The sequence below is a fragment of the Acinetobacter sp. NRRL B-65365 genome, from assembly GCF_001605865.1.
In the GTDB taxonomy this organism is placed as follows: Bacteria; Pseudomonadota; Gammaproteobacteria; order Pseudomonadales; family Moraxellaceae; genus Acinetobacter; species Acinetobacter vivianii.
In genome coordinates, this window is record NZ_LRPD01000008.1 from 39664 (window position 1) to 65125 (window position 25462).

General features: G+C 42.7%; 24 protein-coding genes. 16 read left to right on the forward strand and 8 right to left on the reverse strand.

Annotated elements, in window-relative coordinates; translation table 11 throughout:
* Positions 1-105 precede the first annotated feature (105 nt).
* The 6 genes from rpoD (at position 106) to AWW72_RS05585 (ending at position 6666) form a co-directional block, all read left to right on the forward strand.
* On the forward strand, positions 106-1992 hold the full coding sequence (rpoD, locus tag AWW72_RS05560; protein ID WP_004775191.1) for an RNA polymerase sigma factor RpoD: 1887 nt from the start codon (positions 106-108) through the stop codon (positions 1990-1992).
* A 129-nt stretch (positions 1993-2121) separates the two neighbouring features.
* Positions 2122-2409: a YbeD family protein gene (locus AWW72_RS05565; protein ID WP_004775193.1), complete on the forward strand. Its 288-nt coding sequence runs from the start codon at positions 2122-2124 to the stop codon at positions 2407-2409.
* Between the two features lie 148 nt (positions 2410-2557).
* Positions 2558-3211: a lipoyl(octanoyl) transferase LipB gene (gene lipB, locus AWW72_RS05570; RefSeq protein ID WP_062846671.1), complete on the forward strand. Its 654-nt coding sequence runs from the start codon at positions 2558-2560 to the stop codon at positions 3209-3211.
* 81 nt (positions 3212-3292) lie between these two features.
* Positions 3293-3826: a hypothetical protein gene (locus tag AWW72_RS05575; RefSeq protein WP_004775197.1), complete on the forward strand. Its 534-nt coding sequence runs from the start codon at positions 3293-3295 to the stop codon at positions 3824-3826.
* A gap of 1 nt (position 3827) precedes the next feature.
* Positions 3828-5012 (forward strand): iron-containing alcohol dehydrogenase, encoded by a 1185-nt coding sequence (locus AWW72_RS05580; protein WP_005259214.1) that lies wholly within the window; start codon positions 3828-3830, stop codon positions 5010-5012.
* A 256-nt stretch (positions 5013-5268) separates the two neighbouring features.
* Positions 5269-6666, forward strand: a complete 1398-nt coding sequence (locus AWW72_RS05585; RefSeq protein WP_004775199.1) for an APC family permease — start codon at positions 5269-5271, stop codon at positions 6664-6666.
* A gap of 59 nt (positions 6667-6725) precedes the next feature.
* Here AWW72_RS05585 and AWW72_RS05590 read toward each other — a convergent pair whose 3' ends face one another.
* Positions 6726-7280, reverse strand: a complete 555-nt coding sequence (locus AWW72_RS05590) for a flavodoxin family protein (protein ID WP_004775200.1) — start codon at positions 7278-7280, stop codon at positions 6726-6728.
* Between the two features lie 117 nt (positions 7281-7397).
* On the opposite strand from AWW72_RS05590, the gene AWW72_RS05595 reads away from it, so the two are divergent.
* On the forward strand, positions 7398-7781 hold the full coding sequence (locus tag AWW72_RS05595) for a winged helix-turn-helix transcriptional regulator (RefSeq protein ID WP_005259219.1): 384 nt from the start codon (positions 7398-7400) through the stop codon (positions 7779-7781).
* Positions 7782-7798: 17 nt separating this feature from the next.
* Entirely contained in the window at positions 7799-8179 is a 381-nt protein-coding gene (locus tag AWW72_RS05600; RefSeq protein ID WP_062846672.1) for a VOC family protein, read from the forward strand.
* Positions 8180-8188: 9 nt separating this feature from the next.
* On the opposite strand, the gene AWW72_RS05605 is transcribed toward AWW72_RS05600, so the two are convergent.
* The 7 genes from AWW72_RS05605 to rplU form a co-directional block, all read right to left on the reverse strand.
* Entirely contained in the window at positions 8189-8659 is a 471-nt protein-coding gene (locus AWW72_RS05605) for a tRNA (cytidine(34)-2'-O)-methyltransferase (protein WP_004669235.1), read from the reverse strand.
* A gap of 65 nt (positions 8660-8724) precedes the next feature.
* The gene (gene cysG, locus AWW72_RS05610) at positions 8725-10116 is read right to left on the reverse strand and encodes a siroheme synthase CysG (protein WP_062846673.1); all 1392 of its coding nucleotides are present in this window, start codon (positions 10114-10116) and stop codon (positions 8725-8727) included.
* 67 nt (positions 10117-10183) lie between these two features.
* Positions 10184-11455: a serine--tRNA ligase gene (gene serS, locus AWW72_RS05615; RefSeq protein WP_005259226.1), complete on the reverse strand. Its 1272-nt coding sequence runs from the start codon at positions 11453-11455 to the stop codon at positions 10184-10186.
* 108 nt (positions 11456-11563) lie between these two features.
* The gene (locus tag AWW72_RS05620; RefSeq protein ID WP_032863965.1) at positions 11564-12328 is read right to left on the reverse strand and encodes an RsiV family protein; all 765 of its coding nucleotides are present in this window, start codon (positions 12326-12328) and stop codon (positions 11564-11566) included.
* Positions 12329-12451: 123 nt separating this feature from the next.
* Positions 12452-13156, reverse strand: a complete 705-nt coding sequence (gene lolA / locus AWW72_RS05625) for an outer membrane lipoprotein periplasmic chaperone LolA (RefSeq protein ID WP_004775207.1) — start codon at positions 13154-13156, stop codon at positions 12452-12454.
* A gap of 278 nt (positions 13157-13434) precedes the next feature.
* Positions 13435-13689: a 50S ribosomal protein L27 gene (gene rpmA / locus AWW72_RS05630; protein ID WP_004640422.1), complete on the reverse strand. Its 255-nt coding sequence runs from the start codon at positions 13687-13689 to the stop codon at positions 13435-13437.
* 18 nt (positions 13690-13707) lie between these two features.
* Positions 13708-14019: a 50S ribosomal protein L21 gene (gene rplU / locus AWW72_RS05635; protein WP_004652230.1), complete on the reverse strand. Its 312-nt coding sequence runs from the start codon at positions 14017-14019 to the stop codon at positions 13708-13710.
* A gap of 448 nt (positions 14020-14467) precedes the next feature.
* On the opposite strand from rplU, the gene sdsA reads away from it, so the two are divergent.
* From sdsA to AWW72_RS05675, 8 genes are all read left to right on the forward strand, one after another.
* Positions 14468-15445, forward strand: a complete 978-nt coding sequence (gene sdsA, locus AWW72_RS05640) for an All-trans-nonaprenyl-diphosphate synthase (protein ID WP_004775209.1) — start codon at positions 14468-14470, stop codon at positions 15443-15445.
* Between the two features lie 14 nt (positions 15446-15459).
* Positions 15460-17508, forward strand: coding sequence for a site-specific recombinase (locus AWW72_RS05645; protein WP_062846674.1), 2049 nt, complete (start codon positions 15460-15462; stop codon positions 17506-17508).
* Between the two features lie 496 nt (positions 17509-18004).
* Positions 18005-18655, forward strand: a complete 651-nt coding sequence (locus AWW72_RS05650; RefSeq protein ID WP_004775212.1) for a phosphatase PAP2 family protein — start codon at positions 18005-18007, stop codon at positions 18653-18655.
* A complete protein-coding gene (locus AWW72_RS05655) occupies positions 18642-19895 on the forward strand; it encodes an efflux RND transporter periplasmic adaptor subunit (RefSeq protein ID WP_047429598.1) in 1254 nt (417 codons plus the stop codon). Before AWW72_RS05650 ends, AWW72_RS05655 begins: the two co-directional genes overlap by 14 nt.
* A 12-nt stretch (positions 19896-19907) precedes the next feature.
* A complete protein-coding gene (adeJ, locus tag AWW72_RS05660) occupies positions 19908-23081 on the forward strand; it encodes a multidrug efflux RND transporter permease subunit AdeJ (RefSeq protein WP_062846675.1) in 3174 nt (1057 codons plus the stop codon).
* A 5-nt stretch (positions 23082-23086) separates the two neighbouring features.
* On the forward strand, positions 23087-24547 hold the full coding sequence (gene adeK, locus AWW72_RS05665) for a multidrug efflux RND transporter AdeIJK outer membrane channel subunit AdeK (RefSeq protein ID WP_004775217.1): 1461 nt from the start codon (positions 23087-23089) through the stop codon (positions 24545-24547).
* A gap of 108 nt (positions 24548-24655) precedes the next feature.
* Positions 24656-25006 (forward strand): YbjQ family protein, encoded by a 351-nt coding sequence (locus tag AWW72_RS05670; protein WP_004775220.1) that lies wholly within the window; start codon positions 24656-24658, stop codon positions 25004-25006.
* Between the two features lie 8 nt (positions 25007-25014).
* Positions 25015-25449 (forward strand): YbjQ family protein, encoded by a 435-nt coding sequence (locus AWW72_RS05675; protein ID WP_062846676.1) that lies wholly within the window; start codon positions 25015-25017, stop codon positions 25447-25449.
* Positions 25450-25462 lie beyond the last annotated feature (13 nt).

Here is a 25462-nt window from a genome sequence, read left to right on the forward strand (position 1 = left end):
ATTTTTTATTTAGAGCAAACGGATCAAATCCAAAACATTCATCGTGAATTGTGCTATCATGCACGGTTTTTCACCGCCACAGATTCAACAAAAGAGTAAGCAAAGATGAGCGATATGAATTCCCCTACTTCGCAAGTAGCGGCTCTGATTAGCCGAGGCAAAGAGCAAGGTTATTTAACTTACGCTGAGGTTAACGATCATCTACCAGACTCAATTACGGAAAGTGAGCAGATTGAAGACATCATCCAGATGCTTCAAGACGTTGGTATTCCAGTGCATGAACGTGCGCCAGAAACTGATGACACCATGTTTGGTGAATCAACCGAAGCTGCTGACGAAGTTGCCGAAGAAGAAGCTGCTGCCGTATTAGCATCGGTTGAAAGTGAGCCTGGTCGTACCACTGACCCTGTACGTATGTATATGCGTGAAATGGGTACAGTTGAACTTCTTACACGTGAAGGCGAAATTAGCATTGCAAAACGCATCGAAGAAGGTATTCGTGACGTTTTACATTCGATTGCTTACTGGCCAAATGCTGTTGAAGTTGTTTTACAAGAATATAATGATTTTTTAACGGGCGAACGTCGTCTTGCCGATATTCTTTCTGGCTATTTAGATCCGGAAACTGACGAAGAAATTCCAGAAGTTCTGGAAGAGGCTGAGATTGAAGAAGAAGATGAAGAGAAAGATTCTTCTAAAGCCAAAGACGTCAAACTTGATGATGATGACGAAGAAGAAGAATCTGAAGGTGATGATGACTCTGAAGGTGATTCAGGTCCAGACCCAGAAGTTGCTAAAGTTCGTTTCTCCGAATTAGAAGCGGCTTGGAACGAAACAAAAACAGTTGTGGCAAAACACGGTCGTAACAGTGAAGAAGCGAAAGCGGCTCTCGAAGCGCTTGCTGCTGTGTTCATGATGTTCAAATTTACGCCACGTCTGTTTGAAATCATTTCAGAAATGATTCGTGGTACACATGAACAAATCCGTTCAAATGAACGTGAAATCATGCGTTATGCAGTGCGTCGCGGCCGTATGGACCGTAACCAGTTCCGTACCACCTTCCCTGAGCAAGAATCAAATCCTGCATGGTTAGACGAACAGATTGCAAAAGCACCTGCTGAAACCAAAGCACATTTGGAAAAAGTACGTCCAGACGTATTGGCATTCCAGCAAAAGATTGCCGATATCGAGAAAGACCTTGGCTTAAACGTTAAAGACATCAAAGAGATTTCTAAGCGTATGGCTGTGGGCGAAGCGAAAGCACGCCGTGCCAAAAAAGAAATGGTTGAGGCCAACTTGCGTTTGGTAATTTCGATTGCGAAAAAATACACTAACCGTGGCTTACAGTTCCTCGATCTTATTCAAGAAGGTAACATCGGTTTGATGAAAGCCGTAGACAAGTTTGAATATCGTCGTGGTTATAAATTCTCGACTTATGCAACTTGGTGGATTCGTCAGGCAATTACCCGTTCGATTGCGGATCAGGCACGTACCATTCGTATTCCAGTACATATGATTGAAACGATCAACAAGATCAACCGTGTGTCACGTCAGCTACTTCAAGAAATGGGCCGCGAGCCTACACCTGAAGAATTAGGTGAACGTCTGGAAATGGACGAAGTTAAGGTTCGTAAAGTACTTAAAATCGCAAAAGAACCGATTTCGATGGAAACACCGATCGGTGATGATGAAGATTCGCATCTTGGTGACTTCATTGAGGACTCAAACATCACTTCTCCAGTAGATGCTGCGACCTCGGAAGGCTTGAAAGAAGCGACGCGTGAAGTGCTTGAAAACTTGACTGAACGTGAAGCGAAAGTATTGAAAATGCGTTTTGGTATCGATATGCCAACCGATCATACTTTAGAAGAAGTAGGTAAACAGTTTGACGTAACACGTGAACGTATTCGTCAGATTGAAGCGAAAGCATTACGCAAGCTTCGCCACCCTTCTCGTTCTGAACACTTACGTTCATTCTTGGAAAACGACTAATCTTTGGGACATCTTGAGTGAGGGCTAAAGCCCTTATTCAAGACTTGAAGTTCAATACTTCACCCCCATCTATGTATTAGATCAAAAGCGCCTGCACTGATGCAGGCGTTTCAAATTAAGAGGTTGCTCATGTTAGACCGCACTCCTTCTCGTGAATTACAAGAACATCTTTGGGTCTTCCCAATGGACTATCCAATCAAATTGATTGGTAATGCAGGGGATGAACTTCGAGTCGCTGTTGTTGATATTTTGCAGAAGCACTTCCCTGAATTTGATGGCAACTCGGTAAAAGTTCAGCCTTCACGTACAGGTAAATACCACTCTTTAACAGCCCAATTACGCTTTGAAGAGCTGGAACAAGTTCATGCGTTATATGCTGATCTTGCAGCCTGTCCTTTAATCAAGACAGCGCTTTAATAGAGAAATCCAAAATGCGAAAGTGTTTTGGATTTTTTTTGCGTAAAAATAATATCCTTCCTGTTGATAAATCGCTATTTATCTTCTCAAAATCATTACATAATTACGCCACTGACCCATTAAAAATTGCAAAGGAAATTCTGTTGTAATGAGTGCTGTAAAACCCACCTTAATCATACGTTGTTTCAATGATCTACAAGATTACACGACTCGTTTTGAAGCCATGAAAGACTTCACAACCCATCGTGATGAAAACACCCCTGATGAAGTCTGGTTATTACAACATCAGGATGTTTTAACCCAAGGTCAAGCAGGTAAAGCCGAACACATCCTCATGCACAGTAACCTACCAATTGTTCATACAGATCGTGGCGGTCAAGTGACTTGGCATGGCAAAGGCCAGCTGGTTGCTTATTTTCTTCTGGATCTAAATCGCTTGAAATGGCATGTCCGTACTTTGGTGAGTTTTGCTGAACAAGCCATGATTGACCTGCTCAAACAGTACAATATCGATGCCTACGCCAAACCCGATGCGCCTGGAGTTTATGTGGATGGACGAAAAATCGGTTCACTAGGCTTTAAGATTCGTCGTGGTCGTAGCTATCATGGTCTTGCACTCAATATTGACTGTGACTTAACAGGCTTTCAAACCATTAATCCATGTGGCTATGCAGGTTTAGAAATGGTGCGCCTGCAAGACTTACTTGAAGATTATCCAAGCTTTGAACAACTCTGCGATACTTTCGTTACTTATCTAAAAAATACCGACTTCTTTAATGACCTTGTAGTCAAATCTGAATAATTTGCTTTTCAATCCCGATAAAATAAATTAGAGTAAAAGCTCTAAATTAGCTTTTGCATAATTTTAATAAGGGATGAGCAAGTGATTTCAACCAAAGCAGTGAAGCCCACTTTGCAATTTGCCTATGTCAAACTCATGATGGATGTCGTGGGTCGTGGCCTCGTAATGGCAAGCCAAGTGGATCGTGAAGTACAAGAGGAAGTGTCCAAGTTTCCTGTTGGTTTTATCCTTTCAATGAATGTTTTTCCAAATGGGCCAGCATTCATTGCTCGAGTGACCGAAGAAAAACAATTAGAGCTTCTGCCAAACTACAAAGGCAAGCCAGATTTAACCATTACTTTCAAACATCTGACCCATGCCTTTCTGGTATTTTCATTTCAGGAAAGTACAGCTCAAGCCTTTGCCAATGACCGTATGATCGCTGATGGTGATGTCTCCAGCGCCATTCGTTTAGTGCGTTGCCTGAATAAAATGGAAGCTTTGATCCTACCAAAATTGATCGCTTCACTTGCTGTGAAACGCTACCCTGCTGAATTGACATTAAAAGAAAAATTCGCAGGTGCAAAAAATATTTATCTTAAAGTCGCAAAATCATATCTGAAACGGAGCGCATAACATGGCTAAGCCTTATTACGAGTTTTTCTGTCCTGTAAAAGTCATTGCTGGTAACGCTGCGTTAGAGCACATCCCTTTTGAACTAGCGACTTTAGGCGCAAAACGCCCAATGATCATTACCGATAAAGGCGTGCGTGCCAATGGTTTACTCAGCCCAATTGAAGCTGCTTTCAGCACAACTGATGCAGTAATTGGCGCGATTTTTGATGATGTGCCACCCGATTCAAGTCTGGAAGTGGTTCGCCTAGCTGCTGAACTATATCGCAAGCAAAAATGTGATGCGATCATTGCGATTGGTGGAGGTTCCGTCATTGATACCTCTAAAGCAACCAACATCTTGGTGTCTGAAGGCGGCGATGATCTGTTGCAATATTCAGGTGCGCACAACCTGCCAAAACCACTCAAACCATTCTTCGTGATTCCAACCACTTCTGGTACAGGTTCAGAAGTGACCATGGTGGCTGTGGTTTCTGATACGCAACGCAATGTAAAACTGGCTTTTGCCTCTTACTATTTGATGCCACATGCTGCGATTCTGGATCCACGCATGACCCAAACCTTGCCACCGCATTTGACAGCTATGACAGGTATGGATGCACTGACACACTGTGTTGAAGCTTATACCTGTTTGGCAGCCAATCCGCTTAGTGATGCCTATGCAAGCGCAGGGATTAAAAAGATCAGCGAAAACCTGTTTAAAGTTTTAGACAATCCTAGCGATGCACAAGGTCGTCTAGAACTTGCTCAAGCATCAACAATGGCTGGGATCGCTTTCTCAAACTCAATGGTTGGCTTAGTCCATTCACTGGGTCATGCGCTTGGTGCCGTTGCTCATCTGCCGCATGGATTGTGCATGAACCTATTCTTGCCATACGTGCTCGAATATAACAAAGAGATCAATGGCGACAAGATTGGCGAATTACTGCTTCCACTTGCAGGTGCGGATATTTACGCACAAACACCTGCTAATCTCCGTGCAGATAAAGCCATTGCCACAGTGCTTGCCATGCGTGATCGCTTATTTAGTCTAACCAAGTTACCACGTACCTTACGTGAAACTGGTAAAGTCACCGAAGCACAACTGGATGAAGTGGCTGAAAAGGCATTGAATGATGGCTCAATCATTTACAATCCAAAAGAAGCAAACCTGCAAGATATTCGTGCAATCCTGCAAAAAGCATGGTAATACATTGAATTAAATAATTTTAATTGAAATAAAGCCTCAATTTTGAGGCTTTATTTTATTTCAGTGAATCTTTATTCATCTTTTTGTTTACCCTTTTGGCAAAAAAGTTGCTAAAAAAAGTGTAAAAGTACTGCCAATTTATAGCGTTTTACGATAGATTGGCGCACTTCGTTTTTTCTGTAGGGGGGATCATTTCGTCTCAAATGATCCTTAAACCATAGCTGATCCTTGATCAACGATTATGAGGATAACGCCGTTGACAAATATCTCTGGGACTCCATCGGTAGCTAAGCTGCAAAAGACACTGGGTCTTTGGCACATTATCATTATTGGTTTAGCTTACATCCAACCCATGACTTTGTTTGACACTTTCGGATTGGTTTCGGAAGAAAGTCATCACCATGTTCCGACCTCCTATATTGTTGCCCTGATTGCAATCTTATTTACTTCAATCAGTTATGGTCACATGATTCGTCGATACCCATCATCAGGATCGGCTTATACCTATGCACAAAAATCAATTCATCCCAATGTAGGTTTCATGGTGGGTTGGTCATCTTGGCTGGATTATTTACTTTCACCGATGGTCAATATTATCTTGGCGGTAATTTATCTAGAAGCCTTGTTCCCAACGGTGAATCATTGGGTCTGGGTAGTTGTGCTCACGGCATTTATGACAGGGATCAACTTACGTGGTGCCCGTTTTGTCGCCAACTTTAATAGCTGGATTGTACTGGTACAGTTGATTGTGATTGCAACATTTACCTATCTAGTTTATGACAAATTGCAAATGGGGATCAATGCGGATGGTGCGATTACGGCTGAAACCCGCTATCAGTTATGGAGTATGGAACCCTTCTGGAATGAACTGACCTCGGTTGGTGCATTAATTACAGGTGCAACCCTACTCTGCTTCTCATTTACAGGTTTTGACTCTCTCAGCTCTTTGGCAGAAGAAACCAAAGATACAGAAAAAACCTTACCGAAAGCAATTTTCCTGACTGCATTATTTGCTGGTGTTATTTTCATTATTAGCACTTACTTTATGCAGATTTACTTCCCGAATGATCCTAAGTCGTATTTCACCAATATTGCTGAAACTCAACCTGAGATTCTGCTTTTGGTCGGCGGTTCATTATTCCAGTCTTACGTACTTGCTTTTGCAATTGTAACGGTCATGGCATCAGGGATTTCTGCACATGCAGGCGTTTCTCGCTTAATGTACGTGATGGGTCGAGACGGCGTGATCAACAAGAAGATTTTCGGTCATATTAGCCCGAAGACTTTTACACCGTCGTATAACATTATCATTGTCGGTTTAGTCGCATTGACTGCTGGCTTTATGGATCTGGATATTGTTATTTCAATGATTAGCTTTGGTGCACTGACAGCATTTACCTTTGTAAACCTGTCTGTTATTTCTCGATATGCATTACGAGATGGCCGAACTAAAAACCTGAAAGACATTATCAGCTTTGTGATTATTCCTTTGCTCGGCTTTATCAGCATCTTTGCAATGTGGCTTGAAATTGAAGAGTCGGCATTGAAGTTCGGTTTATGGTGGGCAATGTTTGGTATTTTATACTTGGGTTATAAAACCAAAGGCTTTAAATACAACGCACCACAACATAATGAATTTGATGACAAGCACTAATCTTCATCTGATTTAAAATAAAAAAGGCGCTCAATGCGCCTTTTTTATTATCTTTCATTTTAACCATGCAACTTTTCAACAATTGCTTTCACACGTTGAGCATAAAGCTTCGCAGTCTCTAAATCACCTGTTGGAATCTCATCGACACTGGCATCTGACGGTGACTGAACCAACAAACCAACTGAACCACCCAAATTATTAATATCCTCGCGTTTAGCCGCTTTAGTATTGGCTGGCAACAAGCCCAAGCTCACCCAAATGCCACCGTGCTGTGACGCCAAAGTTTGTAACTGGATTAAGGTAACTTGCTTATCACCATTCAAACTCGCACTGTTGGTAAAGCCCGCAAAAACCTTATCTTGCCAGCCGCGGGTAAACCAGATTTTAGAAGAAGCATCAGCAAATTTCTTAAACTGCCACGGCGTTGCTGCCATATAAGTTGGTGCACCAAAAACAATACCTTGTGCGTCATTAAGCGTTTGCCAGTCTTGTTCAGTAATCTCACCATTCTGATCAATTTCAATCAGAGAGGCATCAATTGCACCAGCAAAGGTTTCAGCAATCACTTTGGTGTGACCATAGCCAGAGAAATATACAACCGCAATTTTTGTCATGGATTTATCCAGAATTTTTAAAAAGTTCGATTTAATGATATATTTTAGAAACTAGGTGTCAATTAGTTACCATTTGGTAACTAGGGATCATCAGTTGAAAAATTTGAGGGTTTTAAAATGAATCAGGCATTAAAATATGATATTTATCAACAACATTGTCCTGCACGTTTATTTTTTGAAAAAATTGCAGATAAATGGGTTTTAATGATTATCAATGTGCTTGCCCGAGAGACTCAGCACTTCAATTTACTGAAAAAAAGTATTCAAGGCATTTCGCCTAAAGTATTGTCTCAGAAGCTCAAAATGCTGGAGCGTGATGGCTTTATTCAACGGCAAGTCCAGAATACCGCACCGATTCGGGTTGATTACTCACTCACTCCACTCGGCTTAGAAGTTGCAGAAATGGCGTATCAATTAAAAGATTGGGCTGAAAGTAATATCGAACAAGTCATCTATGCTCAACAACATTTTGATTCGATACAAGAACAAGAAATCGAATAACACAATGAGGTACGAATATGTATCCACAACCTTTAATTGCAGTAGCAGATGTTGAGAAAACCAGTCAGTGGTACCAGACAATACTTGGCCTAGAAAGTGGTCATGGCGGCAAAGAATATGAACAGTTACTGTTTGAACAACGTATGGTGTTGCAGTTGCATCAATGGCAAGCACATGAGCATCCACATATTGGTGATCCCAAGCGACTGATTGGCAACGGCGTTTTATTGTGGTTTGAAAGCAATCGATTTGATGAGATTGTACAAAATCTACAAACCCATCAAGTCGAAATTTTAGAAGGCCCTAAATACAATCCCAATGCACATCATCGGGAGATCTGGTTTAGAGACCTCAATGGTTACACGCTGGTGGTTGCAAGCCCTTATGGTGATCTCTAAGCTGCGAACTTAAAGTTGTTTAAAACCTTGTTGTCTCCATGCTTCATAGACAATCACGGCTGTCGCATTGGAAAGATTCAAGCTTCTTGAGTTTTCCGCCATTGGCAAACGAATCCACTGCTCTTGCGGGAACATCAGGCGTACCTGTTCAGGTAAACCACGTGTTTCAGGCCCCATCAATAAGGCAACTGGACGATTCAGATCGACGGTATGCGGTGTCGCACTGCCTTTAGTCGTCAATGGGAAGACATGCTCCACCCCCTTCGCTTTTAAATCAGCAAGGCAAAGCTCGATATTGTCCCAAATTTGCATTCTTGCCCATTCGTGGTAGTCCAAACCTGCACGTTTCAACTTTTTATCATCCAGCTCAAAACCCAAAGGTTTGACTAAATGTAGTTGCGCACCTGTATTGGCACATAGACGAATGATATTACCTGTATTCGCTGGAATTTCAGGCTCGTATAGGACGACATGAATCACAAATTTTCTCTACTTTAAAATCTCCCCTAGCCCCTCTTTTTTAAAGAGGGGGACTCCTCCCTTTTTTAAATGGAGGTTGGGAGGGATTGCCATTTTAACTGTTCACGTAGACTGACCACTTCACCAATAATGGTTAAAGTTGGCGCTACGATTTGATGTTCAGATACCTTAGTTGCAATATCCGCCAATGTACCCACCACTACTTTTTGATCAGGTGTGGTGCCTTTTGAAATTAAAGCCACAGGCATAGTTGGACGCTGACCATGTGCAATCAATTGCTCACAAATGCGCTCCAAACCGACCAGCCCCATATATAGAACGAGCGTTTGGTTCTCATAGACCAGTTCATTCCAAGGTAGCTCAGGCGAGCCTTCTTTTAAATGTCCTGTCAAGAAACGTACACTTTGCGCATAATCACGATGGGTGAGTGGAATGCCTGCATACGCAGAACAGCCCGAAGCTGCGGTAATACCGGGAACGACCTGAAAAGTCACATTGGCTTCAACCAGTTCCTGAATCTCTTCACCACCACGACCAAAGATAAATGGATCACCACCTTTTAAGCGGCATACACGTTTACCTTGCTGTGCATATTCCACCAATAAAGCATTGATGCCATCTTGTGGAACCGAATGATTAGAGCGAGCTTTACCGACATAAATCTTTTCAGCATCGCGGCGGCACAAATCCAAAATGGCCGCAGATACGAGACGGTCGTAAATCACCACATCCGCTTGCTGCATTAAACGCAATGCTTTCAAAGTCAAAAGCTCAGGATCACCCGGCCCCGCGCCGACCAAATACACCTCACCTTTCGGTGCCGTCCATTCAGTCAAAGCTTGCTGAATCAGATCATTGGCAACATCAAGATTGTCATTAAAGACCTGCTCTTTCAGTGGGCTGGCGTACAGGTTTTCCCAAAAGATACGGCGCTCATCAGGATTGGCAATTTTGGCTTTGACTTGCTTACGCCATTGACCAGAAAACTCAGCCAGTTTGCCCATCCCATGCGGCACAATGGTTTCGATTTGGGTACGCAATTGTCTGGATAAAACAGGCGATGTGCCATTGGAAGCCACTGAAATCACCAAGGGCGAACGATCAATAATCGCAGGCACCATGAAACGACAATGTGGAATATCATCGACACTATTCACCAGCAGATTGCGCTGTTCACACTGTTCAAATACGCTTTTATTAACGTCAGGCTGATCTGTTGCCGCAATCACTAAGCGATAGGCTGTTGTCAGAACATTTTCAGAGAAAGGCAATTGAATATATTGCCCTATCGATTGCTCAACAAGCTGATGTAATTCAGGAATGATGTCAGGTGCAATAACATCAACAATTGCACCTGCTTTGACCAACAAGTTTGCTTTGCGGTATGCAATATGCCCACCACCTACAATCAGACAACGTTGCTGTTGCAACTTTAAAGAGATTGGGAAAATTTCCACGTGACGCCTCTATATTTTCAATCTGATTGAGCTAAAGCAAAAACTATGCACAAAATCGATGCAAAGTTTAGTCGATGTAGCTAACACCGCCCATATATGGACGTAAAACTTCTGGAATCTCGATTGAACCATCAGCACGTTGATAGTTTTCCATCACTGCAAGCAAGGTACGACCAACTGCCAAGCCAGAACCATTTAAAGTATGCACCAATTCGATCTTCTTCTGATCAACACGGTAGCGCGCTTTCATACGACGTGCTTGGAAATCACCCATATTTGAGCAGCTTGAGATTTCACGATAAGTATCTTGGCTCGGTACCCATACTTCTAGGTCATACGTTTTAACCGCACCAAAGCCCATGTCACCACCACAGAGCAAAATCTTGCGATAGGGTAATCCAAGTGCCTGCAAAATGCCCTCTGCATGTGCAGTTAAGTCTTCAAGTGCCTGCATAGAGTGCTCTGGTTTTACGATTTGCACCATTTCAACTTTGTCGAATTGGTGTTGACGAATCAAACCACGCGTATCACGGCCATAAGAACCCGCTTCACTACGGAAACATGGCGTATGTGCAGAATATTTCAGCGGCAAACGATCCGCATCGATAATTTCATCACGTACAAAGTTGGTAATTGGTACTTCCGCAGTCGGAATCAGGTAATACTCTTTTTCACCCTGAAGCTTAAATAAGTCTTCTTCAAACTTTGGTAATTGACCTGTGCCACGTAGCGTATCAGCGTTAACTAAATACGGTACATAGGCTTCGGTATAACCATTTTTAAGGGTATGGGTATCGAGCATGAACTGAGTCAAAGCACGTTGTAAACGCGCCAAAGGTCCTTTCAATACGCTAAAACGTGAACCTGTCAATTTGGTCGCTGTTTCGAACTCAAGACCACCCATCATTTCACCAAGATCGGTATGGTCTTTGATCTCGAAATCAAATTGACGTGGTGTGCCCCACTTCAAGATTTCAAGGTTATCGCTCTCATCTTTACCAAATGGAACAGACTCATCTGGCAAATTTGGAATTGCGAGAGATTTTTGCTCAAGTTCAGCTTGTAACTCAGCCAAAGCAACTTCAGCAGCTTTGATTTCATCACCAATGGCAGCCATACGCGCCATAATTTCAGAAGCATCCCCACCCGATTTTTTGATTTGACCAACCTGTTTAGCACCAGCATTACGCTCTGCTTGTAAGTTTTCAGCTTTGGATTGCAAATCTTTACGGCGAGCTTCTAAATCAGCCCATTCTTGCACATTTAACTGAATACCACGTTTTGCCAAAGCAGCATTGACTGCTTCGATATTATTTCTAAGTAATTTTGGGTCGATCATAATCAATCATGAATAGAGGAAAAAACTGGCTATAGTGTAAGGCTTAAACCTAAAAAAATACAGCGCTTGTGCAGCCTCTAGACACGATATGTAGAGGCTGCACTCAAACTAGCCCGCATCTTTTGGCAAGCTCGGCAAGTATTCTGCTTTCACAAACTCTTTGGCAGCGTAATATGGCAAGGTCAATTCACTCATTCCCTCAGCATAAGAAGCCAGCTCATACAGTGGGTAAACAAAGACAATCCCGTTCACGCCATAGTAATAGTTATCGCTAACCTGCAATTGTTCTTTCTTGATGTTATGTTCTTCTAGCCAGTTCTGATTTGCGGCATACAGTTCATCACGCAGCTTGGTATTCATATCAGGTTTAAGCAGCTCATTCACCGTGATATGTTTTTTATTGGTCAAATCAAAGTTCACAAACTCTTGATGTGACATGCCATGTGCTGCTCCTGCTGAATAAGAGTAGCTTTGAATCGCAAATGTCGCCAGATTATAGTTCTGACTTACAAAACGCACATAAGTACTGCTCTCATTCTGTGCCGCCTCGTCCGCAGGCGCCTTAACAGGCTGATCCGTCAAGTTTGCAAATGCATTCGGTTCAGCTTTTTTCATGCGATTTACAAAATATTCATCAATCCATTTCTGATTGGTTTCAACCGTTTGCAAGTCATAACTGGTACAGCCATCTTCCAGACAGACTTTTTGCTTTGGAAGTTTGACCGGTACTACTTTTGCATGAATCAATGGAATATCCACTTTTTCTGTCGTCGCTTTCTGCTCTTGTTTAGGTTGACAGCCAGCCAATGCAACAACGGTCAGAATAGGGAGAATTGGAACAAGTTTTGATAATTGTGAAGTATTCATCGTTATGCATGTCTCAGATGTTTTCCTTCACTATACAAAGCCTTGCTGTCAGAAGAAATTAAGAAATGTATCCAGCTTTCCCTTACATAAAAAAGCCGCAACATGTGCGGCTTTTCTCGGTCTCAGTGATTACTGATCAATAATGTCGGTGCCCTTAGGCGGTGTGAAATTAAACACCGAGGCTGGAATCGACTGATTCACTTTAATATTGCTGAAACGCACATACGTCGTTTGGCCTAAAGAATCTTGCAATACCATCAAGTTCGGCGCTTTATTGGCACCAAAACTAATCGTTAAGCTCTGGAATGCACCATCTTCCTGTTTTGGATATAAGGTGTAATACAGTTTGCTACGATCTGGCTGAGTCACGCGATAAGACTGCATAATCTGGTTGGTATTGCCCGACAACAACAATGCAGGTGTGTTTGCAATTTGGTCATCCAGACTTTGACGTACAGCTTGCTGTAAATCAGGATCGTAAATCCACACCACTTTACCTGTGGTCACAATGGTTTGTTTTGCAGGACTTGTTGTTTCCCAATAAAACTTTCCTGGACGTTCAACTTTCATCGTTCCTTTAAAGGTCTGATTCATATGTTGAGCGGTCAAACCTTTTTTCTGTGTGGCTTTATTACCGTTGCTGTTTGCAACTTTTGTATTTTGTTCAAAATCTGCGGTGAAACGTTGCAAGCCAGATAACTGTTGAACCAGACTGTTTGTTGCTTGCTGAGCCGATGCCGCGACAGGTGCAGCAAATACCTGACTACTCACAACAGGAGCAAGTGTGATTGCACTTAACGTTGCAGCATAAGCCATTTTTTTTACGAAATTCATAAAAAGAACCTTCTATCAGATTTCTACTGTTATGCCGACATCTTACTGTTTTTGATCATTAAAAAAATGAAGAAAAGAACGGGTTTTGTGTAGTTCGTGTCGCAAAGTTCTGCATTATGTATGAAGTTGCGACCTTTATGTAGAGATTGTAAGGATCAAAAAGCAACTTTTTTACTTATTTTCTTGTTTCAGCCCCCAGCCTAACTGAACTTTAATATTTCCCATAAATCGCCCATAAAAAAACCCGCTAAAAGCGGGTTCTTCTGAACTATTAAAACTTAAGCTTCAACAGTTACATAGCGACGGCCAAATTGACCTTTCACTTCAAATTTTACTACGCCGTCAGCAGTAGCAAATAAAGTATGGTCACGGCCCATACCAACATTTGCACCAGCGTGGAACTCAGTACCACGTTGACGAACGATGATGTTACCAGCAGTTACAGTTTGACCACCGTAAACTTTAACACCCAACATCTTAGGATTCGAATCACGACCGTTCTTCGTCGATCCACCGGCTTTTTTAGTTGCCATGTCTATTTACTCCTCGTGTTAGCCTGCAATACCAGTAATTTTCAACTCGGTAAACCATTGACGGTGACCTTGTTGCTTACGGTAGTGTTTACGACGACGCATTTTGATGATGCGGATTTTGTCGTGACGACCATGGCCAACTACTTCTGCAGTTACTTTTGCGCCAGCTACAACTGGAGCACCGATTTGAATGTTGTCACCGTTAACAACCATTAATACGTCATCAAACGTAATAGTCGCGCCAGTTTCAGCTTTCAATAATTCTACTTTAAGGGTTTCACCCTCAACAACACGGTGCTGTTTACCACCGCTTTGGATTACTGCGTACATAATGTACTCCAACTTGCCCGTGTCGTCGTGCCGATAAAGGGACATATCGATCTTAAGACGAACGCCACTGGGGTTATACAAGGGGACAAATTTTAAGTGAAAATTGCTCAAACAACAAGTTATTTTGCATAAATGCCCACATATTGATAACTTGCTTGGATTTTCAAGTAAAATCAATTAGATTGATGGCGGACTTTTTTGATTGATTCCCGTCAAAATTTGAAATACATTTTTTAAAACAAATTATGACAATAACAAACTGTGTTTTGTACCGTCGTGAGTAAAGTAATGGCACTTGGTGGGAACAGCCCTATTTCTGTCTAATTTAAGATCAAAGAGTTCATGATCGTGTTTTAAATAGCGGATTACACAGTCTATATAACAGTTTAGTCATAGATTAATTGCTACACTTGGCAGCATTACCCATCTATACGAGGTTTTTCTTCATATGGTTATCGATTTTAAGCAAGACATTCTCTCCCCTGTTGCGACAGATTTTGCTGCGATGGATCACCTGATCAATGAAGGAATTAGCTCTAAAGTCGGATTGGTCATGTCAGTCAGTAAACATGTTGTTGAAGCTGGCGGCAAACGCATGCGTCCAATTATGTGTTTACTTGCAGCTCGCGCCTGTGGTTTAGCCAATATGCAACAAGCACAGCATCTGGCTGCGGTAATTGAAATGCTACATACCGCAACTTTGGTACATGATGATGTGGTGGATGAATCAAGCCTGCGCCGCGGCCGCCCAACTGCTAACGCGACATGGAATAATCAGACTGCCGTTTTAGTGGGTGATTTCCTGATTGCACGTGCGTTTGATCTATTGGTCGATTTAAATAACATTACCCTACTCAAAGATTTCTCAACAGGTACTTGCGAAATTGCTGAAGGTGAAGTGCTACAACTTCAATCCCAGCATCAACCAGAGACCACTGAAGAAACATATTTAAGAATTATTCACGGCAAAACATCACGTTTGTTCGAACTTGCGACCGAAGGTGCAGCAATTTTGGCAGGTACTGAAGAATACCGTGAACCATTACGCCGCTTCGCAGGTCATTTTGGCAATGCCTTTCAAATCATCGATGATATTCTGGATTACACCTCTGATGCAGAAACATTAGGTAAAAATATCGGTGATGATTTAATGGAAGGTAAACCGACTTTACCGTTAATTTCAGCATTAGCTCATTCAACAGGTGATGATCATGCGATTATCCGTCGCAGTATCGCAACGGGTGGTGTTGAGCAACTGGACAAAGTGATTGAGATTGTTCATCACTCTGGTGGCCTGGAATATTGTCAAAAACGTGCTCAGCAAGAAACAGATGCTGCTTTAGAGGCATTGAAGGCGCTACCAGATAATGAATATCGCCAAGCACTGATCAATTTGACGCTCATGGCTTTACATCGACTACAATAATTTTCTGACTGCTTATGCATTTAACTTTATCTGATCTTTTTTTAAAAATGCAGGAACAGCTTGACCAACCTCAAGCTGTTCTTGACGAAAATCTCCTGATTGAACTGGTCAATCGTATCCGCCCAGAAAACCCAAATGATGCGGATGAAGTCAAACAACGTATTCATGCACTAATCAAAATATTATTACTCACCCCGACTTCAGCAATTCTGCTACAAAACTTTTTACTCAAACTGATTAGCCAGTACAAACAGATTAGTTTATATGCCGATAGCGGTATTCTTTCACTTGATGGTTTCTGGAATCAGCTAGGGCAACGTTTAGGTGCGCATTTCCTTCCCTTAGTTGAAGATGGACAACAACTCAAAACCTTGGTGGGTAAAGTCTTCCATCAGGAAAATGATAGTGAATGGCTTGATCTGATTGATGATCAGGACTGGATTAGCTTATTTAATTTACTGGCTGAGAGTCAAAGCAATACCATTGCAAAGCAAATTTCCAAAAATGAGCTGATCAAAGCCATTACTGTTTTGTCTTATCGAATTAGCGGAATTGGCCTGTATCCTGAGTTTATTAATGCTCAGCCCGATATTACCGAATATGAATCGCCTTTTCTGGTACAAAACCGCGACATCATTGAGTTTATTGAAAAATATAAAAAACAGATTGAAGATCAGGATGCAGTTGTCGTTTTACCGCCACCCGATGCATCACAAGCTTTTGTTATGCTGGATCAATGTCGTGAGGTGGTATTAAAAATACGCCGTGCGACCAAGCGCATCGGGGTCAGTATCAGTTTGACCTATCTCCTGTCCTTACTTGAACAGTCGCTCGATCGGATTGAACTTCTGCTGACCCTGTTGGCCAGCAAAACTGAAGCACGTTATACCGCACTTGGCGAATTGATTATCGATTTGACCAAAGCCCACTATGAGGGCAAAAGTGTCCGTCATTTATTAAGCTCAACCAGTGAACTCATTGCCTTACAGGTGACTGAAAATGCCAGTAAAACTGGTGAGCACTATGTAAGTACGGACAAAGCAGGCTTCTTTGGCATGTACAAAGCAGCGGCTGGGGCTGGCGTGATTATCGCCACGATGGCAACTCTTAAAATTTTGACTGCTCGCTTGGTTCTTGCACCTTTAATGCAAGCCTTCCTGTTCAGTATGAATTACTCACTGGGTTTTTTGCTGATTCATGTGTTGCACTTTACGGTTGCAACCAAACAGCCAGCCATGACGGCTGCCGCACTTGCCACCACGGTACAGCAACAAAAAGGCAGTAAAACCGCCCAGATTGCTGAGTTGGCGGCATTGATTATTAATATTATCCGAACCCAGTTCATCGCGATCTTGGGGAATATTTCAATTGCGATTCCAACGGCTGCACTCATTACTTTCTTATGGCAATACAATCTGGGTGAGCCGCTACTTAACCACGCCAAATCGGCAAAGCTTTTACACAGTCTCAACCCCTTCACTTCTTTAGCAGTGCCTCATGCGGCGATTGCAGGTGTGTGTCTATTTTTATCAGGTCTGATCGCTGGCTATTTTGATAATCTGGCAGTTTACCGTAAAGTAGGGCCACGTCTACGACAGCACCCACGTCTAAAACGCTGGATGGGACAAAAACGCTTAGATAAATTTGCCAGCTATATTGAAACTAATTTGGGTGCCTTGGCGGGTAATTTCCTGTTCGGGATCATGCTGGGAAGTATGGGAACAATCGGGTTTATCCTCGGCTTACCATTGGATATCCGCCATATTGCCTTTGCTTCGGCGAACTTTATTCAGGGTTTGATGACCATTGGTAATCCAGATATCGGTCTGATTATCGTGTCATTCCTCGGCGTCATGTTGATTGGTTTAACCAACTTATTTGTCAGCTTTACCTTAACCATTATTGTTGCGTTACGCGCACGCCGTGTTCGTTTTGCGCAATGGACACCACTGGCTAAATTAGTGTTGACTCACTTCCTGACCCGACCAAGTGATTTTTTCTGGCCGCCGAAGCAACCGGTTGAAGTGGCAGAACAGCCTAAAAACACCTCATCATCTCATTAACTTTGTACAGAAAAGTAAGCAAACTACAAGTCTAACATTTGAACTATTTTTGGATATAATCAAGCCGCCAAAAATAGTTTTAATGGACTGATTTCCCCCAACCTTAATTGCTAAATAAGAAATCATTGCTCAGTTCCAATATCAATGTTTCTTCTGGATGAGATGATTCAGATCTGAACTGGATTTTTTAGATTAACTTAAGTTTGGTAGAAAGAAGACTGCCCTTTTATGACCTATTTTTTAAAGATGTAATGTCAGAATTTATGGGTTTTGATATGGTCAAAAAATAGAGAAAGGACTGTCAAATGCCAAATAATCACTTAAAACCCAAAATGAGATATACATCAAATTTTGTTATGTTTTTTTACTGAACCTTAAAAAAACATCAAAATGAAATTATCATAAAATTTCAAGACTTGACCAAAAGTGTACTCGCGAGTACACTTTCCAACACTCAACAACCCTGAATAATGGTTAAGCAAATAATGAGTAGCGCATGCCGTACCTATTGCTTTGTATTGGTTGCTTTTTTTTAGGATTCGGTGCGATTGGACTAATGAATTCCAACGCATCAACTTTAGACCTTTTTAGTGTTCAAGCTTTTTTTGAGCACCGTTCATTTACGCTTAACCATGTGACAATTCTGCTCTCCCGTCTGGGTGGCATGCCTTTTCTATTATTTTTAACGACATTTTTGTGTATTTACCAAATCTGGATTAAAAATTATAGGAATGTGACATTCATCTCTTTAAGTGTGAGCGGCAGTATTGTGATTGGTTGGCTTCTGAAATGGAGCATTGATCGGCCGAGACCAATGGAGTTTTATCACTTGGTTCAAAGTTATGGCGCATCCTTCCCAAGTGCCCATAGCGTTTATGCTGCAACCCTTGCGAGTTTAGCCATGTTGTTATGTCGACAACATAAATATCGCACCAGTGTCATTTTAGTATCTACTTTGTGGTTTATTTTCATGGGGATATCTAGAGTTTATGCGGGGGTTCACTACCCAACTGACGTTCTTGCCGGTTGGGGAATTGGGTTGATTTGGACTGCGTTGCTTTGGTTTGGGCTGTATCAAAGCACTTTCAGCAACAATTTGTTTTTAGATAAAAAATCTAAATTGAGGTGGAATAATGATGTCGGCTAAGCTTTGGGCTCCTGCCCTAACTGCTTGCGCATTAGCAACAAGCATTGCGCTTGTTGGTTGTAGCAAAGATCCTAAAGATGCACAGCAAGCTGCTGCTGCTCAAAAAATGCCACCTCCAGAAGTTGGTGTCATTGTTGCTCAACCACAAAGCGTTGAACAGAATGTCGAACTGTCAGGTCGAACCTCTGCTTATCAAGTTTCAGAAGTTCGTCCGCAAACAGGCGGCGTTATTTTAAAACGATTATTTGCTGAAGGTAGCTACGTTCAGGCTGGTCAAGCACTTTATCAAATTGATGCAAACACCAACCGTGCGACTGCAGACAATGCACGTGCGGCGTTATTACGTCAACAAGCGAATTTAAATGCTTTACGCGTAAAAGAAGGCCGTTATCGTCAACTTGTAGGAACCAATGCAGTTTCTAAACAAGAATACGACGATATCAATGCTCAGGTAAAATTGGCCGAAGCAGATGTAGCAGCATCTCAGGCAGCATTGAAAAATGCTGAGATTACTTTGGGCTACTCAACTGTTCGTGCACCAATTTCTGGTCAGTCTAGCCGTTCTTCGGTGACACCAGGTGCATTGGTAACTGCAAATCAGGCCGATCCATTGGTAACGATTCAACAGCTTGATCCAATCTATGTTGATATCAATCAATCAAGTGCTGAGTTATTGCGTCTTCGTCAACAACTGAGCAAAGGCAGCTTGAATAACAGTAACAATACCCGTGTCAAAATCACGCTTGAAGATGGGTCTGAATACCCTGTAGAAGGCCAGTTGGCATTCTCTGATGCAAGTGTGAATCCAGATACAGGTACTGTGACTTTACGTGCAGTCTTCTCGAATCCAAACCATTTGTTATTACCAGGTATGTATGCAACTGCCAAGATTTCGCAAGGAATTTTGCCAAACGCTTACCTGATTCCACAAGCAGCGGTATCTCGTTTACCAACAGGACAAGCAGTTGCAATGGTTGTAAATGCTAAAGGTGCGATTGAAACCCGTCCAATCACAACTGCTGGTGTGAAAGGTCAGGACTGGATTGTGACAAATGGCCTACAGGCTGGTGATAAAGTTGTTGTTGACGGTGTCGCTAAGGTCAAAGAAGGACAGGAAGTGTCTGTAAAACCTTATCAACCAAAAGCAGCTGAAGGTCAAAATGCAGCGCCAAAAGCAGCTGAACAACAAAAGCAAGCCAACTCACCAAAAGCTGAACAAAAAGCAACTTCAGAAGCTTAAGGGGTAGATTGCATGGCTCAATTCTTTATCCATCGCCCAATTTTCGCTTGGGTGATTGCACTGGTCATTATGTTGGCGGGTATTATCACGCTTACAAAAATGCCAGTTGCACAATATCCGACAATTGCCCCCCCCACGGTAACGATCTCTGCGACTTATCCTGGGGCTTCTGCTCAAACTGTTGAAAATACCGTTACCCAGATCATTGAACAACAAATGAATGGTCTTGATGGTTTACGTTACATTTCATCGAACAGTGCGGGTAATGGTCAAGCATCGATTAACTTGAACTTCGAACAAGGTATCGATCCTGATATCGCACAGGTTCAGGTTCAAAATAAACTACAATCTGCAACAGCACTTTTGCCTGAAGATGTACAACGTCAGGGTGTAAAAGTGACCAAGTCTGGTGCCAGCTTCTTACAGGTTATTGCATTCTATTCTCCAGATAACACGCTTTCTGCCTCTGACATTAAAGACTATGTAAACTCAAACATTTCTGAACCGCTTAGCCGTGTTGCAGGTGTGGGTGAACTTCAAGTCTTTGGTGGCTCATATGCGATGCGTATCTGGTTAGATCCAGCAAAACTCACGAGCTTCAAACTGACACCAACCGATGTTGCAACCGCAATTCGTGCACAAAACTCGCAAGTTGCAGTCGGTCAGCTCGGTGGTGCGCCATCAACAGCTGGTCAAGTGCTGAATGCGACAGTGAATGCACAAAGCATGTTGCAAACACCTGAGCAATTCAAAAACATCTTCCTGAAAAATGCATCAGATGGTGCACAGGTTCGTTTAGGTGATGTTGCGCGTGTAGAACTTGGTTCAGATAACTATCAATTTGATTCGAAGTTCAACGGTAGCCCTGCGGGTGGTGTTGCAATCAAACTTGCAACAGGTGCCAACGCACTTGATACCGCAGCAGCAGTTGAAAAACGTTTATCTGAGTTACGTCATAACTATCCAACTGGTCTAAAAGACAAGCTTGCTTATGACACGACACCATTTATTCGTCTGTCAATTGAGAGTGTTGTACATACACTGATTGAAGCAGTGGTCTTGGTATTCATCGTCATGTTCCTGTTCTTGCAGAACTGGCGCGCAACGATTATTCCAACACTGGCTGTACCTGTAGTTGTACTCGGTACATTTGCAGTCATTAATATTTTCGGTTTCTCGATTAACACCTTGACCATGTTCGCCATGGTACTTGCCATCGGTCTTCTGGTGGATGATGCCATCGTTGTGGTCGAGAACGTTGAACGGGTAATGCAAGAAGAACATCTGGAACCTATTCCTGCGACTGAAAAGTCAATGAGTCAGATTTCTGGTGCTCTGGTGGGTATTACCAGTGTATTAACAGCGGTATTCGTACCAATGGCATTCTTTAGTGGTACGACTGGGGTAATTTACCGTCAGTTCTCTATCACGTTGGTTACGGCGATGATCCTTTCCTTGATCGTGGCATTGACCTTTACCCCTGCCCTGTGTGCGACCCTGTTAAAGCAACATGATCCAAACAAAGAAGAAAGCAATAACATTTTTGCGCGTTTCTTCCGCTGGTTTAACCGTAGCTTCGAAAAAGTTGCAGAGAAATACCAAGGTGGTGTCAATCGTATGACACACCACAAGTTATTCTCTGGGGTACTTTATATTGCGGTAATCGCAGCTTTGGTCGGCATCTACAAAATGTTGCCATCTTCATTCTTGCCAGAAGAAGACCAAGGTGTGGTCATGACTTTAGTTCAGTTACCACCGAGCGCAAGCTTGGAACGTACAGATAAAGTCATTGATACCATGACGGGCTACTTCCTGAATAAAGAAAAAGACAGTGTAGATTCAATCTTTACCGTTGCTGGTTTCTCATTCACGGGGGTGGGTCAAAACGCGGGTCTTGCCTTTATTAAGTTAAAAGACTGGAGCGAGCGTACATCGCCTGAATCACAGATCGGTGCCATTATTCAACGTGGTATGGCATTGAACATGATTGTGAAAGATGCATCGTACATCATGCCATTACAGTTACCTGCAATGCCTGAATTGGGTGTCGCGTCTGGTTTCGATATCCAGTTGAAGGATGTAAGCGGTCAAGGCCATGAGAAACTGATTGCTGCACGTAATGCAGTATTAGGTATGGCATCACAAGACAAACGTCTTGCAGGTGTTCGTCCGAATGGTCAAGAAGATACACCACAGTACCAGATCACGATTGATCAAGCACAAGCTGGTGCAATGGGTATCAGCCTTGCAGATATTAACACGACCATGAGCATGGCTTGGGGTGGTTCATATATCAATGACTTCGTTGACCGTGGTCGTGTGAAGAAAGTTTATGTTCAGGGTGAAGCGAATACTCGCATGATGCCTGAAGATTTAAACAAGTGGTATGTACGTAATAACAAAGGTGAAATGGTTCCATTCTCTGGTTTTGCCAAGGGTGAATGGACTTATGGTTCTCCTCGTCTAGAGCGTTATAACGGCGTATCATCTGTGAATATCCAAGGTACACCTGCGCCGGGCGTCAGCTCTGGTGATGCAATGATCGCCATGGAAGAAATTATTGGTAAGTTACCGTCAATGGGCTTAACAGGTTTCGACTATGAATGGAGTGGTTTATCTTTAGAAGAACGTGATTCTGGTAGCCAGACAGCGCCATTATTGGTTCTTTCATTATTGATCGTATTCCTGTGTCTTGCTGCCTTATATGAAAGCTGGTCAGTACCTGTGTCTGTGTTACTGGTTGTACCATTAGGTATTGTCGGTGCATTCACATTGACTTGGTTAGGTATGATTATTAAAGGAGATCCAAACTTATCCTTTAACATCTACTTCCAGGTTGCGATTGTTGCTGTAATTGGTCTTTCAGCGAAGAACGCCATTCTGATCGTAGAGTTCGCCAAAGAATTGCAAGAACAAGGTGAAGACCTGTTTGAAGCAACTTTACATGCGGCGAAAATGCGTTTACGTCCAATCATCATGACGACTCTTGCTTTCGGTTTTGGTGTATTGCCATTAGCCCTTGCAAGCGGTGCGGGTGCTGGTAGCCAACACTCGGTTGGTTATGGTGTACTGGGTGGCGTAATTTCTTCAACACTTTTAGGTATCTTCTTCATCCCTGTATTCTTCGTGTGGATTCGTAGTATCTTTAAGTACAAACCTAAAACTTTAAATACTCAGGAGCATTGATCGTGATGCAAACTGTATGGTCTATTTCCAGTCGTGGCATTGCAATCTCTGCACTCGCGCTTTCTTTGGCTGCCTGCCAAAGCATGCGCGGGCCAGAGCCTGTTGTAAGCTCAGATGTTCCTGAAAGCTTCGCCTCTTATGGCAATGCTTCTGGAAAATCAATCGCTGAACAAGGTTACAAAGATTTCTTTGCTGACCAGCGCTTACTTCAAGTGATTGATATGGCGCTTGCCAATAACCGTGATTTACGTACTGCTACTTTGAATATCCAAAAAGCTCAGCAGCAATACCAGATCTCGGAAAACAACCAGTTGCCAACTATTGGGGCAAGTGGTAGTGCCGTTCGTCAGGTCACCCCTACCCGTGATCCAAACAACCCGTATTCAACCTATCAGGTTGGCTTAGGTCTGACTTCTTATGAGCTAGACTTCTGGGGTCGTGTACGCAGCCTGAAAGATGCAGCACTAGATAGCTATCTCGCGACACAAAGTTCACGTGATGCAACGCAAATCAGCTTAATTGGTCAAGTCACTCAGGCTTGGTTAACTTACTCATTTGCAAGCGCACAACTTAAACTTGCGGATCAGACGCTAAAAGCACAACAAGATTCGTTTAACCTGAACAAAAAACGTTTTGATGTCGGTATTGATAGTGAAATTCCTGTGCGTCAGGCACAGATTTCAGTTGAAACAGCACGTAATGATGTTGCCAACTACAAAACCCAGATTGCTCAGGCACAAAACTTGTTGAACTTACTGGTGGGCCAGCAGGTTCCTCAGAATCTGTTACCGCAACAGCAAGTTGCACGTATCACGAAACAAGGTGTATTAAGCGCTGGTTTACCAAGTGACCTACTGAACAACCGTCCAGATGTCAAAGCATCTGAATACCAGTTAAGTGCTGCGGGTGCGAATATTGGTGCTGCGAAAGCACAACTGTTCCCAACCATTAGCCTCACTGGTTCTGCGGGTTATGCATCGACTGACTTGAGTGATTTATTCAAATCAGCCAATGGTCTCTGGTCAATTGGCCCAAGTCTGAATATTCCAATCTTCGACTGGGGTACACGTAAGGCCAATATCAAAATCTCTGAAACAGATCAGAAAATTGCCCTGTCTAACTATGAAAAGTCAGTACAATCAGCTTTCCGTGAAGTGAATGATGCATTGGCTACACGTGCTAACATTGGTGATCGTTTAACCGCTCAACGCCGTTTGGTTGATGCAACCAATACGACCTATAAACTTTCAAATGCCCGCTTCCGTGCTGGTATTGATAGTTACCTGACTGTGTTAGATGCTCAGCGTTCTGCTTACTCAGCGGAACAAGGTTTGTTGTTATTACAACAAGCTGACCTGAACAATCAGGTTGAACTTTACAAAACGCTTGGTGGTGGCTTAAAAGCATCGACCAGCGAGACTGTAACGCACCAACCTTCAAGCTCAGAACAGCACTACGCAAAATAATTTGATTTTGCAGATAAAAAAGCTCACTTCGGTGAGCTTTTTTATTGCAACAATTGCGAATATTTCTTATCTTCAAAGACTGAAATATTGATGATTTAGAAAAATACTATGTTACTGAGCAGTTTAGAATCTGTACCCGGCCATGAAATTTTACGTCAACTTGATGTGGTTTATGGCAGCACCGTCCGCAGTAAGCATGTCGGACGTGACCTCATGGCGGGTTTAAAGAATATCGTCGGTGGTGAACTGACAGGCTATACCGAACTATTAGAAGAATCACGCCAAGAAGCGACCCAACGTATGATTGATAAGGCACAAGCTTTAGGTGCCAATGCCATTGTCGGAATTCGTTTCTCGACATCGAATATTGCCCAAGGTGCCTCTGAGTTATTTGTTTATGGAACAGCGGTCGTGGTTCAGCCTGTTGCACCTAAACTCCCAGATCCATTCGGTGCATAGGCAATCGTATGGAAGGATTAATTTTTCAGATTGTTCTTTTTCTGATTCTCTTTGCTGTGGGTTGGGGCTTTGGTCGCCATATCGAGCAGAAACACTTACGTGAACTGGATGAAAAAGAACGACAGTTCGCCCATATTCGGATTGATACCAATCGCTTTGTACAAACCACAGCATCTGGGCAAATGATCAGCAGTAATGTGGTGATCTCTCATGATTATTTTAAATATGTACTGGCATCCATTCGAAACTTCTTTGGGGGTCGTCTGGTCAGCTATGAAAGCGTCGTTGAGCGCGCACGCCGTGAAGCGGTAATCCGACTCAAGCAAGAAGCACATGCCATGGGTGCTAAACAAATTATGGGGGTTCGCCTCAGTACCACAGAATTAGGGATGCAAGGTGGCATGGTTGAAGTGTTTGCTTATGGAACAGCAATCATAGAGTAAGCCATGCTCTTCT

Bases quoted from the DNA above. Each gene is read 5' to 3' on its own strand.
- sdsA (WP_004775209.1), top strand. From the start codon at position 14,468: ATGGTTATCGATTTTAAGCAAGACATTCTCTCCCCTGTTGCGACAGAT.
- AWW72_RS05655 (WP_047429598.1), top strand. From the start codon at position 18,642: ATGATGTCGGCTAAGCTTTGGGCTCCTGCCCTAACTGCTTGCGCATTA.
- lipB (WP_062846671.1), top strand. From the start codon at position 2,558: ATGAGTGCTGTAAAACCCACCTTAATCATACGTTGTTTCAATGATCTA.
- rplU (WP_004652230.1), bottom strand. From the start codon at position 14,019: ATGTACGCAGTAATCCAAAGCGGTGGTAAACAGCACCGTGTTGTTGAG.
- adeK (WP_004775217.1), top strand. From the start codon at position 23,087: ATGCAAACTGTATGGTCTATTTCCAGTCGTGGCATTGCAATCTCTGCA.
- AWW72_RS05600 (WP_062846672.1), top strand. From the start codon at position 7,799: ATGTATCCACAACCTTTAATTGCAGTAGCAGATGTTGAGAAAACCAGT.
- AWW72_RS05590 (WP_004775200.1), bottom strand. From the start codon at position 7,280: ATGACAAAAATTGCGGTTGTATATTTCTCTGGCTATGGTCACACCAAA.
- serS (WP_005259226.1), bottom strand. From the start codon at position 11,455: ATGATCGACCCAAAATTACTTAGAAATAATATCGAAGCAGTCAATGCT.
- adeJ (WP_062846675.1), top strand. From the start codon at position 19,908: ATGGCTCAATTCTTTATCCATCGCCCAATTTTCGCTTGGGTGATTGCA.
- lolA (WP_004775207.1), bottom strand. From the start codon at position 13,156: ATGAATTTCGTAAAAAAAATGGCTTATGCTGCAACGTTAAGTGCAATC.
- rpoD (WP_004775191.1), top strand. From the start codon at position 106: ATGAGCGATATGAATTCCCCTACTTCGCAAGTAGCGGCTCTGATTAGC.
- AWW72_RS05670 (WP_004775220.1), top strand. From the start codon at position 24,656: ATGTTACTGAGCAGTTTAGAATCTGTACCCGGCCATGAAATTTTACGT.
- AWW72_RS05675 (WP_062846676.1), top strand. From the start codon at position 25,015: ATGGAAGGATTAATTTTTCAGATTGTTCTTTTTCTGATTCTCTTTGCT.
- AWW72_RS05595 (WP_005259219.1), top strand. From the start codon at position 7,398: ATGAATCAGGCATTAAAATATGATATTTATCAACAACATTGTCCTGCA.
- AWW72_RS05580 (WP_005259214.1), top strand. From the start codon at position 3,828: ATGGCTAAGCCTTATTACGAGTTTTTCTGTCCTGTAAAAGTCATTGCT.
- rpmA (WP_004640422.1), bottom strand. From the start codon at position 13,689: ATGGCAACTAAAAAAGCCGGTGGATCGACGAAGAACGGTCGTGATTCG.
- AWW72_RS05650 (WP_004775212.1), top strand. From the start codon at position 18,005: ATGCCGTACCTATTGCTTTGTATTGGTTGCTTTTTTTTAGGATTCGGT.
- AWW72_RS05565 (WP_004775193.1), top strand. From the start codon at position 2,122: ATGTTAGACCGCACTCCTTCTCGTGAATTACAAGAACATCTTTGGGTC.
- AWW72_RS05645 (WP_062846674.1), top strand. From the start codon at position 15,460: ATGCATTTAACTTTATCTGATCTTTTTTTAAAAATGCAGGAACAGCTT.